The following is a 14,517-nucleotide window of genomic DNA, read 5'->3' as shown; positions in this document are numbered from 1 at the left end:
ATAGGCAAAAGGGGCATTTGTTCAGTTTAGACCAAAACGACAACGGCGCTTGGCTGGAATAGGCAGCGCCGCTCCGGAAGCCGGTTTAAGGTACGTTACCTCGTAATTGCTCCACCGCAGATTGCAGTTGCCTTGCATCGGTATTCTCCGGGGCTATGGGATCACCTGCTACCAACTCAACCTTCGACCAGAATCGTCTTGGTAACCGGGTTAATGCTTTACTGTCTTTGTGACTGAAAAAACTACCCCATAACCCCTTCAGTGCCATAGGGACAATCGGGACAGGGTCTTGCTGCAGTATTTTTTCAACGCCGTTTTTGAATTCGTCGATGCCACCGGTTTGAGTGAGCTTGCCTTCCGGAAAAATGCAGACGACTTCATCGTCACGCAACTCTTCCGATATGCGCTTGAATGCAGACTCATAAGTTTCAGGGTCCGATTTTCTGGAGTGGATGGGGATGGTTTTTCCCGTGCGAAAAATAAAGTTCAACACCGGAAGATCATAGATGGGCTTAAACATCACAAAGCGAACCGGGCGACGGCATGCACCTCCGATGATCAGGGCATCCATATAAGAAACATGGTTGCACACCAGTAATACCGGACCGCTTTCCGGAATTTTATCCAGATTGGTATGGGTAACCCGATACATGGTGTGCGTGATCACCCAGATCAGAAAACGCATAAAGAATTCCGGAATTACGGAGTAGATATAGCAGGCGACTACCGCGTTCATGATGGCCAGTATCAGGAAGAACTGGGGAATCGACAGGTCCATTACGCCGAGCACGAGGATTCCGGTTATGGCCGATACAACCATAAACAGCGCGTTCATAATATTGATCGAGGCAATAATGCGGGAGCGGCTGGCTTCTTCGGATCGCTGTTGCACCATCGCGTACAACGGCACGATATAGAGCCCACCAAAAATTCCGATCAACATAAAATCCAGCAGTACGCGATAACTGTTTGACTGACTCAGAAATGTGGCCAGCCCGATTAATTCCGCTGCTTGTGCGGGCGGTGTCTGAAAATACAAATCCAACCCTGCCAGGCTCAGACCGATCGACCCCAGCGGCACCAGTCCCAGTTCCACCTTATGGCCGGACAGCCGTTCACATAATAACGAGCCGACCGCGATGCCAATGGAAAAGATCGCCAGTAAGGACATGACGACTGACTGGTCGCCTTGCAAATCAATTTTGGCAAAGCCGTAGATCTGGGTTAAATAAGCGGCGCCCAGAAACCAAAACCAGGAGATGGCCATAATAGCGAGGAACACCGGTTTGTTCTGACGGCTGAATTGAACGGTTTTCCAGGTTTCAGTGAAGGGGTTGAAACGCACCCGGATGTCGGGACTGGGGGCAGGGGCAAGCGGAATTTTCAGACAGACTAGATAACCGATGACGGACAATATGACAACCACAAAGGGTAAGATCCGGGTGGCGTTTTCAAGGTCGCTGATAACGCCCGCGGAAATAGTCCCCAAAAGAATAGCCAGAAAAGTGCCGGTCTCCACCAGTGCGTTGCCTCCGACCAATTCATCGGGCTTCAAGTGTTGTGGGATGATGCTGTATTTAACCGGCCCAAAAAACGCCGATTGAGTACCCATTAGGAACAGCAACAGCATGAGCCCCCAGGTTTGTTGGAACCAGAAGCACAGTCCTCCCACCACCATGATGAAAATTTCAAACAGTTTTACATATCGGATCAGTTTGGCCTTTTCGTATTTGTCGGCCAGTTGCCCGGCTAGCGCAGAAAACAGAAAGAACGGAAGAATAAATAGCATGGCGCCGAGATTGTTCATCTGGTTTAGTTCCATGCCGGAACTTAAAATGCCGAATGTAATCAGCGCCATCAGTGCGTTTTTAAACACGTTGTCGTTAAACGCTCCGAAAAACTGGGTCCAGAAAAAGGGCGCAAAGCGTTTGCTTTTTAGTAGTGAAAACTGTGAGTGTTCTTGACGCTCCGGCTCATTCATTGTTATTTGTTCTCTTTCAACCAGGAATTCAGAAAATGCGTCACCAAAGACTTGATGAGCAACGAGGGGGTGGCAATGGAGTGGGAATAGAGTTTGTCCCCGACATGTAAAATGCAAATACCGTGGACACCACTCCACAACGTGCGCGCCGCAATTTGAATGGATTTCCTATCCCGCTGGGGCGCAAGTGTATGCAATGCGACTTCAATGACCGAAAATAAGGCGTCAATTCGGGTTTGGTACCAATCCGGCATCAATTGGTCTTGGGGCAGGGCATGTTTAAAAATGGCCGACCATTGGCGTTCGTGTGTTTGAGCGTATTCCAGGTAAGCATCCGCAATCGCGGTGACCAGATTGAGTTTGTTACGGGTGAGGATGCTGGCATTTTCCAGCTCGGCCAGCAGTTCCGATAGGCTGAAGGCATTGGCGTGGAGTATCAGGTCGTGAATATTATCGAAATTCTGGTATAGGGTGCCCACAGTGTAACCGATTTCCTGAGCCACTTTGCGGGCGCTGACGCCGTCGATACCTTCCCGACTGATCAGGGTGCGGGTGGCTTCGATGGCCATGCTTTGCACTTCTTCTTTTGAGTGGTCGTTGCGACGCGCCATAACCTAACCTGTGATATGTTAATGAGCTGATTATGAGATTTTTTCCGAGTGGAAAAAGCATAATTGAACATTGTTTAATTTTCAAGTGGAGGTTAGATGACAGCCGATACGGTCGTGTTGTTGCACGGGTTGGGCCGCAGCCCTTGGGCCATGAATGGGCTTGCCGGCTATTTGCGCAGGCAGGAGTTTACTGTTTTGAATCAGGGGTATGCCTCCCGGCAGGGATCCATCGCCGGATTGTGCCAGCAAATCTTGAATGACTTGAAGCCGCATTTTTCGGGCCTCGGTAAGATCCATTTTGTTACGCATTCGTTAGGGGGGATTTTGTTACGCTACGGATTGCAGAGTTGGGATTTGCCGGTGGCCCGATTGGGCCGGGCAGTGATGCTAGCACCGCCCACCCAGGGTAGCGAAGTGGTGGATGTGTTGCGCTGGATTCCCTTTCTGCCGAAACTGATGGGTCCGTCTTTTCTGCAGTTGGGTACAGACCAAAACAGTGTGCCGATACAGCTTATGCAATTGGAGAAAGCTGAGTTAGCGCTGGAAGTCGGGGTTATTGCAGGCAGAAAATCTTATGAACCCTGGTTTGCCCCGTTGTTTGGTGGTGAGAACGATGGCAAGGTGTCGGTGGCCCGTTCCCGCCTTCCTGGAATGCGTGATTTCAGGGTGTTGGATGTCGGGCACACCTTCATCATGAATGATAAGAAAGTACGTCAACATATCCTGCACTTTTTGCAGCACGGTCATTTTATTTAAAGGGGTACGCCAATGGCTACGGAAATCGAGCGCAAGTTTTTGATCAAGGACGATCGTTGGAAAACTGATTTCAGCGGAGTCGAAATCGCCGGCATTGCTTACCGGCAGGGCTATTTGAGCACCGATACCGACGCGACGGTGCGGGTAAGGCGACAAGGAGATCAGGCGCGCCTCACAATCAAGGGTAAGACCCAGGGCATCTCCAGGGCGGAATACGAATACCCTATTCCATTGCACGATGCCAATGAAATGCTGGATACTTTGTGCAGGAAACCTCAGATTGAAAAAATCCGCTACCGTCGGGAGGAAGGGGGGTTGATTTGGGAAATAGACGTTTTCGCCGGAGATAATGCCGGGTTGGTGGTAGCGGAAGTGGAGTTGGAATCAGAAAGCCAGCTTATTGATCTACCCGCGTGGGTGGGGCAGGAAGTCACCGGCGATGACCGCTATTACAACGTGAATCTGGTGAGCAACCCCTTCAAAAATTGGAGTTAAGTCGCTTGTGATCAGATTAGTAAACGTCGATCTCCGGCAGTTCCAGTTCAGCCAGGCAATTCAAGCCACGCAGCGCGTCATGGTTATTTGGATAAAGCCGGACCTGAAACGGCGCAATTAGCAGGGCTTTGCCGTCAGTTAATCCGACGTAGCCGGAACGGTGTTCAGACACACACCGATTGTCGTTAAACAAAATGGATTGCTCAGCCGGTATAGCGCAAAAGGAAAGCAGGCCATTACCCAGTGGATCGCCGATGGATTGCAGGCTTTTATAGCAACAGAGCGTGTCTGCGGTGATAGCGATGACCAGACCGTTATGGAATTGTAAAAGTTCAGCCGGTTGACCTTTGATGGTTTCGCAGTGAATTTCTGCAATAATACCGTCCTTCATAACCTGTATAGACTCTTTTTAATCCGCGGGCACGCAAGTATATAGAACATTAGAACAAAATGACTATAGAGCGATTTCATATAGCAGTAGAGCTGGCAGAGGCAATCGGTGATTATCTGAATAGTGAAGGCTGGTCGGGTGATGCTTTTTTTCAGCAGCAGGGCGTGAATTTGGAGAGCGATTATGACAATGGGTACATGGATTTTGAGTTGTTTTCTTCGTTGTTTGAGGCCGCTGCCACTTTTGCTGAAGATGAATACATTGGCCTGAAGGTTGGACGTAATTTTGTGGCGCGACATTGGGGGCGGCTGGGCTACCTGATTTTATCCGGCGAAAATGGCTTGGAAGGGGTTCAGTTCATACAGCGTTTTGCGAAAATTGTAACCAACGCGATTCAGTTTCGCTGGGCCACACACGACGCTATTTTGGAATGCGAATTCGAAGTCGGTACTGGGAGCGGGCTTTCGCCTGTTAACTACAACAATCGGCAGGTCATTGATTATCTGGTTTCCAGTAGTTTTTCATTGTCGCAAGCCAGCACCGGCCTGGACACTCGATATAAGGCCATACATTTTACCCACCAAGGCGGTTCTGATCCGGAGATTTACGAACGCCTGTTAAAAGCCCCGTGTTATTTCAGGCAGCCAGCCAATAAAATTCTAGCGGATCTGGCCAGCCTTAAACTGGAATCGGCAACCCGCGATTCGCGCTTGAAAAAGATATTGGAGAGTCACGCGCAGCAAGTGTTGCAAACACTGGCCAGCGCGGATGAATTGGTGGTAAAGGTGCAGAGTTACATTCTTGATTCGCTGCCTTATGGAGTGCCGTCATTAAAGCAAATCAGCGATCGATTCGCGCTGAATGAGCGGACTTTTCAGCGTAATCTGGCCAAACAGGGGATGCATTATCAGGATATGGTGGACGATTTGCGCCACCGAATGGCGCTGGAGTATATCCACAATGATTTCAGCTTTTTGGATATCGCCATGATGCTGGGCTATTCAGAACAGAGCGCGTTTCACCGGGCATTTAAGCGTTGGACGGGTTTGCCGCCATCGAAATACCGCCGCAGTCACCCAGAGGGTGAGTGAGGCAGCGTAGGCGTGCGACGCCCAGAGGGCATGATGGGCTGTAACCCTATAAAATTACTTACCGGTTGACGCTATGCAATGTACATGGGAAGCCATCTTTCGGCACGGCTAAAGGTACCACCTGCACCGGCATCTCATAGCCGTGACGCACTTCGATTCTGTACTTTCGCAAGAAGTGGAACAGAAACATTTTGGTTTGGATTTCAGCGAAGTTCAACCCAAGACATTTGTGTTGGCCGCCACCAAACGGGACCCATTGATAGAAATGCTTTTTGTGTTCAGCCCGTGCTGCGGAAAACCGTTCCGGGTCAAACTTGTAGGGATTGGTCCAATACTCTTCCATATAATGAGTGTGTAATGGCACTACACCCACTGCGGCATTTTTCGGGATTTTGAACCCTTTAAATTCGCATGCATTTACTGCCCGTCGGGGGATGGTCGGCAAGGCCGGGTGCATACGCAAGGTTTCCCGAAATACCAAACTGGTTTTTTCCATGTCATCCAGATCTTCGTAGGTCAGCGTATCTTTACCGAAGCTCAGCATTTCCTCCCGTAAAATATGCTGCCATTGCGGGTGCTTTGCCAACCGGTAGATTAAAGAAGTAATGGTGCTGGTGGTCGTGTCGTGTGCGGCAAAGAGTAAGAAGATCATATGATCCCGCACCTCTTCATCGCTTAACTGTTCGCCGTTTTCACCTTTGGAATGACAAATTTGTGAAAAAAAGTCATTGTCTTCTGTTAACCGCTTTTGTGCTACCAGGCTGCCGAGAAAGTGTTCCAGATAACGTCGGCCACGCATGCCTTTCCACCAGGTCGTACCTGGAATGGGCATACGCAGAATGGCAAGTGATGCGTCAACCGCAGCGATAAAGGACTGGTTTACTTTGTCGGCTTCTGCGCCCAGTTTAATTCCAATAAATAGCTCGGCACCGGTGTTCAGCAGCAGTGTTTTGATATGGTTGAAAAACAGCATTTCTTTTTGCACCGGCCAGCTCGATAAACCTCGATTAAAGCTGATATTCATTTTTTCAACATAGGCCTCCAGCACCGGTTTTTTGAAGGCGCCTTGCAGTATCTTGCGATGGACTTTGTGATTTTCAAAATCGCGTAGCATCAATCCGTTGGGAAAGAGTTTTTCCAGAATGATATCCCAGGCTTTTTTGCTGGAAAAATTGCGCTCCGCGTCCCGCAGAATAAATTCGTTCGCATCGGGACCGGTAAGGGTAATGACATCCTGCATAACGGCGCGATAACGGAATACCGGGCCGTGTTTGGCGACCATGCGATTCACCAAGCCATGAAAGTCACTAAGAAAGTGTAATGTGAAACCGATTACAGGCAATCCGCTTTCGCCCGGGATGTGGTCTACCTGGCGGCTCGGCTTTTTCGGCAAATTGGTGGCTTCGTCGGCTAGGGTTCCCATTCGTGGCCTCTTATTATTGTGGTTGATTCAGCTTTTGTATTAGAGCACAGCAATGAAAATATGTTTTGACTCTGAAACCGTCCCGTTGACAGCAGATGACAGGTTAAGGGTGCAACGGGTACTGTCGCCGTTGGGTTTCGTCATATCCAAATCGAATAAAAATAAAGCAGTTAATTACTTTTGTCATAAAGCGCAATCTCCTTTACACTGTGCCGCCTCGGGACCTTAGACCCGGCGACAACAATATGGCTGTAAAGCACCCAAACAAGAGGGAGAAAGAACGATGGATTTGAAGCGAAGCCGGTTGCTTTCGGCGTTATGTTGCGTGGGATTGGGCGTGGCGTCCTTGACCGGAGTCCCGGCTAATGCGCAGAGTGCGCATAAAGCGCTTCGGGATTTGCCGTCTGATCGGCTTATCGTCAAGTTCAAACAGGCCGATGCGACGATCGCTGCGGGGGGCCGGGTGACGCCCTCTGCACTGCAACGGTTGCGAGACCGCCAAGGGGTGCGCAGTAAGATTCTTCGCCGTATGGGTAATGGCTCTTATGTTGTGTCGATGGGGCAGGCAGGTAAGCGCAGTAAGCTGCTCAGCGCAATCAAGCAATTGAGAAACGACAGCGAAATCGCCTACGTTGAGCCGGACGTACGAATGGTGGCCGCTGGGGATGAATTTTTTCCACAACAGTGGAGCTTGCGCAATAGCAACACCGGTATCCACGTTCAGCAAGCCTGGGATTACAGCACGGGTATGAATACCGTGGTAGCGGTCTTGGATTCGGGTATTCTGCCGCATGATGATTTGAGGACCAACACCCTGCCAGGGTATGACTTTATATCCGATACCTTCATCGCCAATGACGGTAGCGCCCGGGATGCGGATGCAACGGATCCGGGCGATGGCATGAAGGCGGGAGAATGCGGTAACGGAATCCCCAGTGATGCGATCCACAGTTCTTGGCATGGTTCCCATGTGGCAGGCATCATCGCAGCAGAATCCGACAATGGATTGGGAATAAAAGGTGTTGCCTATAATGCGAAAATCTTACCGGTTCGGGTTCTGGGCCGTTGTGGTGGATACAGCTCCGACATTGCGGATGCCATTTATTGGGCGGCGGGTTATTCGGTCCCCGGAGTAAAGGACAATCCCAGGCCTGCGCAGGTCATTAACCTGAGCCTGAGCAGCAATAATCCGGCTGCATGTGGGCAAGCCTATATCGATGCGATCAGCGCTGCTCGTGCAGCCAATGTGGTGGTGGTGGCGGCAGCGGGGAACTCCGCCTCAGCAGCCGGAGACTATTCACCCGGTAACTGCCCGGGAGTTATCACGGTAGCCGCAACCGGTAAGTTTGGTGGACGCGCTTACTATTCGAATTATGGTTCAGAGGTGAGCCTGGCTGCTCCAGGCGGCAATATGAATTATGCCACCGATCCCAATGGGATATTATCGACCGTGAATACCGGTAATTTCCGGGCGGCAACTGATAGTTACGCACCATTGCAGGGGACCAGTATGGCGACCCCGCATGTGGCGGGTACGGTTGCGTTAATGAAAAGCCTGGAGCGCAGTGCCAGCCCGGACAAAATTGAGCGGATCCTGAAAAATACCACCTCAGACTTTCCGTCAAATTGCGGTGGTTGTGGGCGTGGCTTGTTGAATGCTGGGGCTGCTGTGAAACAGATGATCGGTGTCACTTCTGCGCCGCCACACTCTGCCTTGGATCTGACCTTGGGAATGTGGGGGCTGGATGGCACATTACAGGAATTCCAGGGAGAAACCGGTATACAGTACCGGGTGCGAGTCATTAACAATGGCCTGGAAAGCGTCAAGAATCTTACCATCAAAAATATTCTGCCTGCCGATGTTCGGCTCAAGTCGTTAACCAGCGATACAGCGGGCACCTGTACCTTGGGTAATAGTACCTGTGTTATCGACCGTCTCGGCGCGGGTGAGCGGGTGAAATTAACGGTATTGGTATTGACCGGTAAACAGAAGAAAATGAAATTTTCCATAGAAGTGAGCGGAAACAATACGGGGCTGGTTTCGGATGACAATAAAACCAGTCGTAACTATGGGGGCAATTGATAGGTCGAGGGTGGCCATTGATATTGAGTGCAGAGGTAATAAAACCGTTTATTGCAACTGCACTAATTCCGCGTCTGGCTGCGATGGTTGGTAGCCGGGAAATAGCCAGCGATCGAACACTTTCAGCAAGTGCGGCAGCATAATTAAATCGTAAACCAGTGCAACCAGAATGATGCTGGCCATCAATATGGCCGTTGTCTGATTTGGTCCGAATACCGACAGGGTTAATACCAGCATTCCCAAAGATAATATCAGTGTTGTCAGCATCAATGCTGAGCCCACCTGTTGCAGTGTTTTGTTCATGCTGGCCTCTGCGGAGAAACCGGATTTCCGATAGTCAATATAACGCTTAAGAATGTGGATGGTATCATCAACCACAATGCCCAGGCTGATGCTAAGCGTGCCTGCAGCAGCGATATCGATGATTCCCACGCTGGCGCCCCACAGACCATAGACGATACCGGCTGGAAATAAGTTAGGAATCAGGCAGAGAATGCCGACTTTCATATTGCCCAGGAATACACCAATCAGTACCGAAATTACGATTGCGGACAGTAACCCCCCGACAAACATGTTGTATGTCAGATCCTTGCCGATACTGGCAAACAGCAATGCGTGGCCGGTTACCGATACGTCAAATTGAGGTGCGTTTATACGGAACCAGTGTTCGATATCCTGCTCCAGTTGTATTAATTGCTGGCTTTGTAATCTGGGAATACCCAGTGAAACGACGGCGGAGCGGAATGATTTATCCAACCCCAGGTCTTGGGGCTGATTGTCCGGCGAGGCCATTTCATAGAGATTCCATAAATCCGCCGTTTCCTGGGCGTTGGCGGGGGCTGACGCCCACTTCAGGTTATTGTTGTGTATATGGCGTTTTAACTGCGAAAAGGTAGATGAAAAACTATTGTGGTTCGCAATGTCGGGGTGCGCAGATAACCAATTTTCAAACGCGTTGAGCGACGTTAAAAATGCTTCTGAATAGATGCCATCATTTGCTTGGGTATCGATCAATACGCTTAACGGATGATGAATGTGAAAGCGTTGTTCGGACACATTGGTGGCAGTAATGATATCTGAGTCATCCTGAAAGTAGTCCAACGGATCGTTATGAAAAATATTAAGCAGGGTGCCGCAGCAAATCAGAATGCTCAGTATATAAAACGCTATGTAGTGTTGTGTATTGAGTTTGTTCCGCCAGGCATTGAGGTGGGGGATCCAGCGTTGGAACAAGTCAGCCTGACCTTCGCGGGCGTTGGTTTGTTTAAACACAGCTGCAACGGGTGTAATACTAATCGCACTGATAAAGGCGCAGGCCACTCCGATGGCGGCTATATTTCCGAAGGTGGCAAACACCGGCGAGCTGCTGCCATTCAGGCTCAGGAATCCGATCGCGGTGGTGACACTGGTCAGGAATAACGATGTACCGTTGCTGCGTAAAGCATTCAACATCGCTGAAGGAGCGGATAATCGGGACGGTTGATGGGTGTAGCTCATCAGCAGGTGAATGATATCGGCCAGAGCGATGATAAACGCGATGCAAAACGCAAGAGCGGAGGTTTGGTTAAGGGTGAGTTTGAGTGCCCCGACCACACCGGCCGTAATCCAGAGCGCGGCGATAATGGAAATTGAGCCGGATAACACAAGCCAGTAAGAGCGTAAGAAATACCACAGCACCCCCATGCCAATTAACAGCACTAACGGCATTAAATAAAAGCCGTCGTGAAGCAGGGCATGATGAAGTGCTTGTTTGATTTCAACCGGCCCTAACATATAGGTTGTGCCTGCGTTCTGTTGATCCATTTGTTCACTAAGAATGGATTTGATTCGCGGGTAAAGTCGGTCGATAGAGTCTTGATCAGAAAAATGGATTTGCAGGCTGGCGACCCTGCCATCTTCCGATAGCAAGCTGCCGTTACTACGGGCATTGTCAGCAAGCTGACCCAGCAGAGTGGTGTCGACGTTGTGAGTGGCGGACGCAGTGGAAGAGGGTTGTTGCAGTTTCAGATAACGATACATTGATAATGTGTTTTGTTGCTTATCGCTGATCGCGGTAGAAAGCAGAGAGTTGACTTTCGTTACGCCGGATAATGTCCGGATATCTTGGGAGATGCTGAACAGCCTGTGGACGTTTTCGGATTCCAGAGCCTTGTTGTGGCTGAATTCCAGCAAAACTAAAAGGCTTTGTTGGAATCCTAAATCAGTTTCAAGTTTATGAAAGGCTTGAACATTGGGATTATCATCACGGAAATAATCGGTGATTTCGCTACGGTATACGATATCCGGGATCGAGGGTGTCAAAGCCAGCGCCAGGACCAGAAGCAAAAAAGAAAGAACTTTTAAGTGCAGAAAGCGAAAAGGAATCATTGTTTTTATTCTTGTTAAGACCGCGGTAACATGGTGCGCTTATGTTTTAGCATCTAATCATTTTTGCTTCGGGGTGTGCAATGATTTTTGGTAAAAATAAGTCACTGGCCTGTTTCAAACCGAATCCGGCTGCAGCGTTGCGTTTGATCTGTTTTCCCTGTGCCGGTGGTGGTGCCTCCATGTATCGCCGTTGGGCAGAGATATCTTCTGATGTGGAAGTGTGGGCGGTCAACTATCCGGGCCGTGAATCTCTGCACGATCAGCCTTTTGCCGATTCCACGGATGCGTTGGTGGAGTTGATTCTAGAAAATCTCGATGTGTTCAAAGCTAAGCCGATGGTTTTATATGGCCATAGCTTCGGCGCATTCGTGGCATTCGACTGTGCTTATAAACTCCAACAACTGGGGGTTACTCCCAAAGGTCTGGTAGTGAGCGCGCGTAGAGCGCCGCAATTAGCGGCGCAATTTCTGATAACCGATATGCCGGAAAAAAGCTTTGTTGATGAGTTGGACCGATTGGGCGGGTTACCTGACGCGATACGAAACAGTCAGGAGATGATGGATTTTTATCTGCCTATCATCAAAGCGGATTTATATCTGAATGATCATTGTCTGGTGCCTGCCACTGCAAAAGTGGATTGCCCGATATGCCTTTATTCAGCGACCAAAGACAAAGTGGCTGATCGAACAGAGCTGGAAGCATGGCGTGATGTTACGACGGCGCACTTTCAGCATAAAACGTTTGAAGGCGGGCACTTTTTTATTCAGGATCAGGTCGAGCTGTTTCTCGCCAGTTTAAAGCCGGTATTACTTTCTTATGGCCAAGAGAGCGACGAGGATTTAATCGCTTTCTGACAACGCGCGTTGTCATTTTTGTGAATTGCCCCACGTTTGTTACAAGAAATTACTTAAATGGCCATTTAACCCATGAAGTGAATGAATGGTCAGGGTAGTCTAGGTACTCGACCACAATAATAATACGAAAGAGTACTAATGGTTATGGATTCTTTTCCTAGGTTCAAAAACCTTGTCGATATGGCGGCACAAAGAGCTCAGCAAAAGTCTCAGCAGGTGGTGAGCACTTTTCTGACGGATAATGGACAAGTGGATGGCGAGATCTCCTTCTCCGGCCTGGACCAAGCGGCAAAAAAAATTGCCATGGGTCTCCAACAGAAGGGGCTCAAGGGCCGCAATCTCCTGCTGCTATACACCCCAGGCCTGGATTACATCCGCGCTTTTTTTGGTTGCCTTTATGCCGGCTGTGTTCCGGTGCCAGCATACCCTCCCGTGGGATCAAAAGATCTTGTCCGTCTGCAGAAAATTGCCGTGGACTGTCAGGCTGGCGCTATTCTTTCCAGCTCAATACTGGGTCCGGTCATCGAAAGCTGGGTTTCCAATGTCAGCAACGGGCTGGATCTGACCTGTATCGCAACAGATACCTTTGACGCATTCGATAGCAGCGGCTTCGTTCCTTACGATCCGGAGCCTGACGAAGTGGCGTTCCTGCAATACACTTCCGGTTCAACCGGGCATCCCAAAGGAGTCATGGTTTCGCACGGGAATTTACTGGCTAACTTTGAACAAATTGTACGTGGATTTGTGTGTGGGGATGATTTTGAAACGTCATTTAAAGATTTTAATATCGTTATCTGGTTACCTCCGTTCCATGACATGGGTTTGATTGGCGGTGTCCTGACACCCATTTATGCGGGCGCACACGTCACGCTGATGTCGCCCTTAACTTTCCTTAAGCGGCCTTATTTGTGGTTGAAAGCGATATCAGATACCAAAGCACAAGTCACCGGCGGGCCCAATTTTGCGTATCAGTATTGTGTTCGCAAAATTTCGCAAGAGCAGTCTGAATCTTTGGATTTATCGAGTTTAGAGGTGGCGTTTAACGGCGCAGAACCTATTCAGGTAGAGGCCTTGCGCGGGTTTGCAGATCGCTTCAGCGAGAATGGTTTTGACAAAAAAGCATTTTTGCCTTGCTATGGCTTGGCCGAAGCAACGCTGTTTGTTGCCGGCTCTCCGCCCATGCGGGGGGCTCGGGTGCTCAAAGCCAGACTGGATAAACTGGAGCAGGGCAAGTTTAGTCAGGCGCCTGCCAACGATCCGAACCCCCGCAATGAAACCGGTCTGGTGAGTTCCGGTGTGCTGGCAAAAGACACTTGTGTGCGTATTGTTAACCACCAGACCGCGCAGGCGTGCGCCGATGGCGAGATCGGGGAAATCTGGATAAACAGCCCGTCCGTAGCGCAAGGCTACTGGGATAAGCCGAATTTTTCCAAGAGTGTTTTCGGGGTCACTATCCGTGGCGATGATAGCGGTATGACGTTCATGCGCAGTGGGGATCTTGGTTTTCTCTGGCAGGATGAGCTTTATGTCACAGGGCGCATAAAGGAAATGATCATTGCCTCCGGGCGTAACCATTATCCGCAGGACATCGAGCAAAGCCTGCAGGAAGCCAACCCGACCTTTCGGCAAGGCTGTGGCGCTGCGTTTTCCGTTGTAGAAGATGGTAAAGAGCAGCTGGTTATTATGCAGGAGGTTTCACGAGCCGCCGGTAATCAGGCTGATTATCAAAAGCTGGCTTTGGTCGGTGTACAGGCGGTGGCTGCCCGTCACGGCCTGACGCCAAAAGCCTTGGTTTTGATTCCGCAAAGTTCACTGCCAAAAACATCAAGCGGAAAGATTCAGCGGGCTGAAGCGAAACAGATGTTTGTTGCGGGTAACTTCGCGCCGGTCTTTCTGTATGAGCCGGGTACAGCGCGTTCGAACGCTTCGGTAGCTCGAGAGTCGACTCAGGAGGTTTCACCCCAGGGCGGCCGTGACGCAACCGATTCCGCAGAATTTACCGACTGGCGCTCCGATCTGTATGCAGAAATGCAGTCCTGGGTTGCCGACAAGCTGGATGTAGAGCCGCACCACATTGATCTCGATGTCACGTTTTCTGAATTGGGGGTGGATTCAGTAGAGGCGGTTGATTTGGTGGATCGTCTACAGGACCGCATTGAGCGTACTATTCCCGCCATTGAAATGTTGCGATATCCCACGGTAAAAGCACTGATTCTGCATTTTGCAGATGAATTGGAGCAGCAGCAGAGAGTGAAACAGCAAAGCGAAGAACAACAAGAAGAAGACGTTGCCAAATTAATAATCTAGTCTATTGACGGATTTTTTAATGAGGCAAAATGATGCAGATGTTTCAAGAAAAGGCATAGAAAAAGTCGTGATCGTGTCGGAAATACTAAAAACAAAATTATCGTATGAGTTTTGTATATAAGTCCGTCCTAAACGATTACAGACTGTCACTGTTTTGG

General features: G+C 49.7%; 11 protein-coding genes. 6 read left to right on the top strand and 5 right to left on the bottom strand.

Annotation, left to right across the window (positions count from 1 at the left end):
- Positions 1-85: 85 nt before the first annotated feature.
- Entirely contained in the window at positions 86-1,981 is a 1,896-nt protein-coding gene (locus tag FT643_RS02790; RefSeq protein WP_156869146.1) for an MFS transporter, read from the bottom strand.
- Positions 1,982-1,983: 2 nt separating this feature from the next.
- On the bottom strand, positions 1,984-2,592 hold the full coding sequence (locus tag FT643_RS02785) for a TetR/AcrR family transcriptional regulator (RefSeq protein ID WP_156869145.1): 609 nt from the start codon (positions 2,590-2,592) through the stop codon (positions 1,984-1,986).
- Between the two features lie 96 nt (positions 2,593-2,688).
- On the opposite strand from FT643_RS02785, the gene FT643_RS02780 reads away from it, so the two are divergent.
- Both FT643_RS02780 and FT643_RS02775 read left to right on the top strand, forming a co-directional pair.
- Positions 2,689-3,348 carry an alpha/beta fold hydrolase gene (locus tag FT643_RS02780; RefSeq protein WP_156869144.1) on the top strand — a complete coding sequence of 220 codons (660 nt, stop codon included), beginning with the start codon at positions 2,689-2,691 and terminating at the stop codon, positions 3,346-3,348.
- A gap of 12 nt (positions 3,349-3,360) precedes the next feature.
- A complete protein-coding gene (locus FT643_RS02775; RefSeq protein ID WP_156869143.1) occupies positions 3,361-3,843 on the top strand; it encodes a CYTH domain-containing protein in 483 nt (160 codons plus the stop codon).
- A 16-nt stretch (positions 3,844-3,859) separates the two neighbouring features.
- Here FT643_RS02775 and FT643_RS02770 read toward each other — a convergent pair whose 3' ends face one another.
- The gene (locus tag FT643_RS02770; RefSeq protein ID WP_156869142.1) at positions 3,860-4,234 is read right to left on the bottom strand and encodes a hypothetical protein; all 375 of its coding nucleotides are present in this window, start codon (positions 4,232-4,234) and stop codon (positions 3,860-3,862) included.
- 59 nt (positions 4,235-4,293) lie between these two features.
- On the opposite strand from FT643_RS02770, the gene FT643_RS02765 reads away from it, so the two are divergent.
- A complete protein-coding gene (locus FT643_RS02765) occupies positions 4,294-5,325 on the top strand; it encodes an AraC family transcriptional regulator (protein WP_156869141.1) in 1,032 nt (343 codons plus the stop codon).
- Positions 5,326-5,383: 58 nt separating this feature from the next.
- On the opposite strand, the gene FT643_RS02760 is transcribed toward FT643_RS02765, so the two are convergent.
- A complete protein-coding gene (locus FT643_RS02760) occupies positions 5,384-6,748 on the bottom strand; it encodes a cytochrome P450 (protein ID WP_156869140.1) in 1,365 nt (454 codons plus the stop codon).
- 283 nt (positions 6,749-7,031) lie between these two features.
- Here FT643_RS02760 and FT643_RS02755 point away from each other — a divergent pair, with 283 nt between their 5' ends.
- Positions 7,032-8,831: a S8 family serine peptidase gene (locus FT643_RS02755; protein ID WP_156869139.1), complete on the top strand. Its 1,800-nt coding sequence runs from the start codon at positions 7,032-7,034 to the stop codon at positions 8,829-8,831.
- Positions 8,832-8,879: 48 nt separating this feature from the next.
- Here the strand turns inward: FT643_RS02755 and FT643_RS02750 are convergent, their stop codons facing one another.
- Positions 8,880-11,198 (bottom strand): efflux RND transporter permease subunit, encoded by a 2,319-nt coding sequence (locus FT643_RS02750; protein WP_156869138.1) that lies wholly within the window; start codon positions 11,196-11,198, stop codon positions 8,880-8,882.
- A gap of 80 nt (positions 11,199-11,278) precedes the next feature.
- Between FT643_RS02750 and FT643_RS02745 the strand changes: the two genes are divergently transcribed.
- Both FT643_RS02745 and FT643_RS02740 read left to right on the top strand, forming a co-directional pair.
- Complete coding sequence (locus FT643_RS02745) at positions 11,279-12,052, top strand: thioesterase II family protein (protein ID WP_156869137.1); 774 nt, start codon at positions 11,279-11,281, stop codon at positions 12,050-12,052.
- 144 nt (positions 12,053-12,196) lie between these two features.
- Entirely contained in the window at positions 12,197-14,359 is a 2,163-nt protein-coding gene (locus tag FT643_RS02740; RefSeq protein ID WP_198043264.1) for an AMP-binding protein, read from the top strand.
- The last annotated feature ends 158 nt before the right edge of the window (positions 14,360-14,517 follow it).

The sequence above is a fragment of the Ketobacter sp. MCCC 1A13808 genome (genome assembly GCF_009746715.1).
Taxonomy (GTDB): domain Bacteria; phylum Pseudomonadota; class Gammaproteobacteria; order Pseudomonadales; family Ketobacteraceae; genus Ketobacter.
The sequence above is the reverse complement of the archived record's forward strand: the minus strand, read 5'-3'. Positions and strand labels throughout refer to the sequence as shown.

What these genes read in the sequence shown, in the direction of transcription:
- FT643_RS02790 (WP_156869146.1), bottom strand. Translation starts at nt 1,981, where the DNA reads ATGAATGAGCCGGAGCGTCAAGAACACTCACAGTTTTCACTACTAAAA.
- FT643_RS02785 (WP_156869145.1), bottom strand. Translation starts at nt 2,592, where the DNA reads ATGGCGCGTCGCAACGACCACTCAAAAGAAGAAGTGCAAAGCATGGCC.
- FT643_RS02780 (WP_156869144.1), top strand. Translation starts at nt 2,689, where the DNA reads ATGACAGCCGATACGGTCGTGTTGTTGCACGGGTTGGGCCGCAGCCCT.
- FT643_RS02775 (WP_156869143.1), top strand. Translation starts at nt 3,361, where the DNA reads ATGGCTACGGAAATCGAGCGCAAGTTTTTGATCAAGGACGATCGTTGG.
- FT643_RS02770 (WP_156869142.1), bottom strand. Translation starts at nt 4,234, where the DNA reads ATGAAGGACGGTATTATTGCAGAAATTCACTGCGAAACCATCAAAGGT.
- FT643_RS02765 (WP_156869141.1), top strand. Translation starts at nt 4,294, where the DNA reads ATGACTATAGAGCGATTTCATATAGCAGTAGAGCTGGCAGAGGCAATC.
- FT643_RS02760 (WP_156869140.1), bottom strand. Translation starts at nt 6,748, where the DNA reads ATGGGAACCCTAGCCGACGAAGCCACCAATTTGCCGAAAAAGCCGAGC.
- FT643_RS02755 (WP_156869139.1), top strand. Translation starts at nt 7,032, where the DNA reads ATGGATTTGAAGCGAAGCCGGTTGCTTTCGGCGTTATGTTGCGTGGGA.
- FT643_RS02750 (WP_156869138.1), bottom strand. Translation starts at nt 11,198, where the DNA reads ATGATTCCTTTTCGCTTTCTGCACTTAAAAGTTCTTTCTTTTTTGCTT.
- FT643_RS02745 (WP_156869137.1), top strand. Translation starts at nt 11,279, where the DNA reads ATGATTTTTGGTAAAAATAAGTCACTGGCCTGTTTCAAACCGAATCCG.
- FT643_RS02740 (WP_198043264.1), top strand. Translation starts at nt 12,197, where the DNA reads ATGGATTCTTTTCCTAGGTTCAAAAACCTTGTCGATATGGCGGCACAA.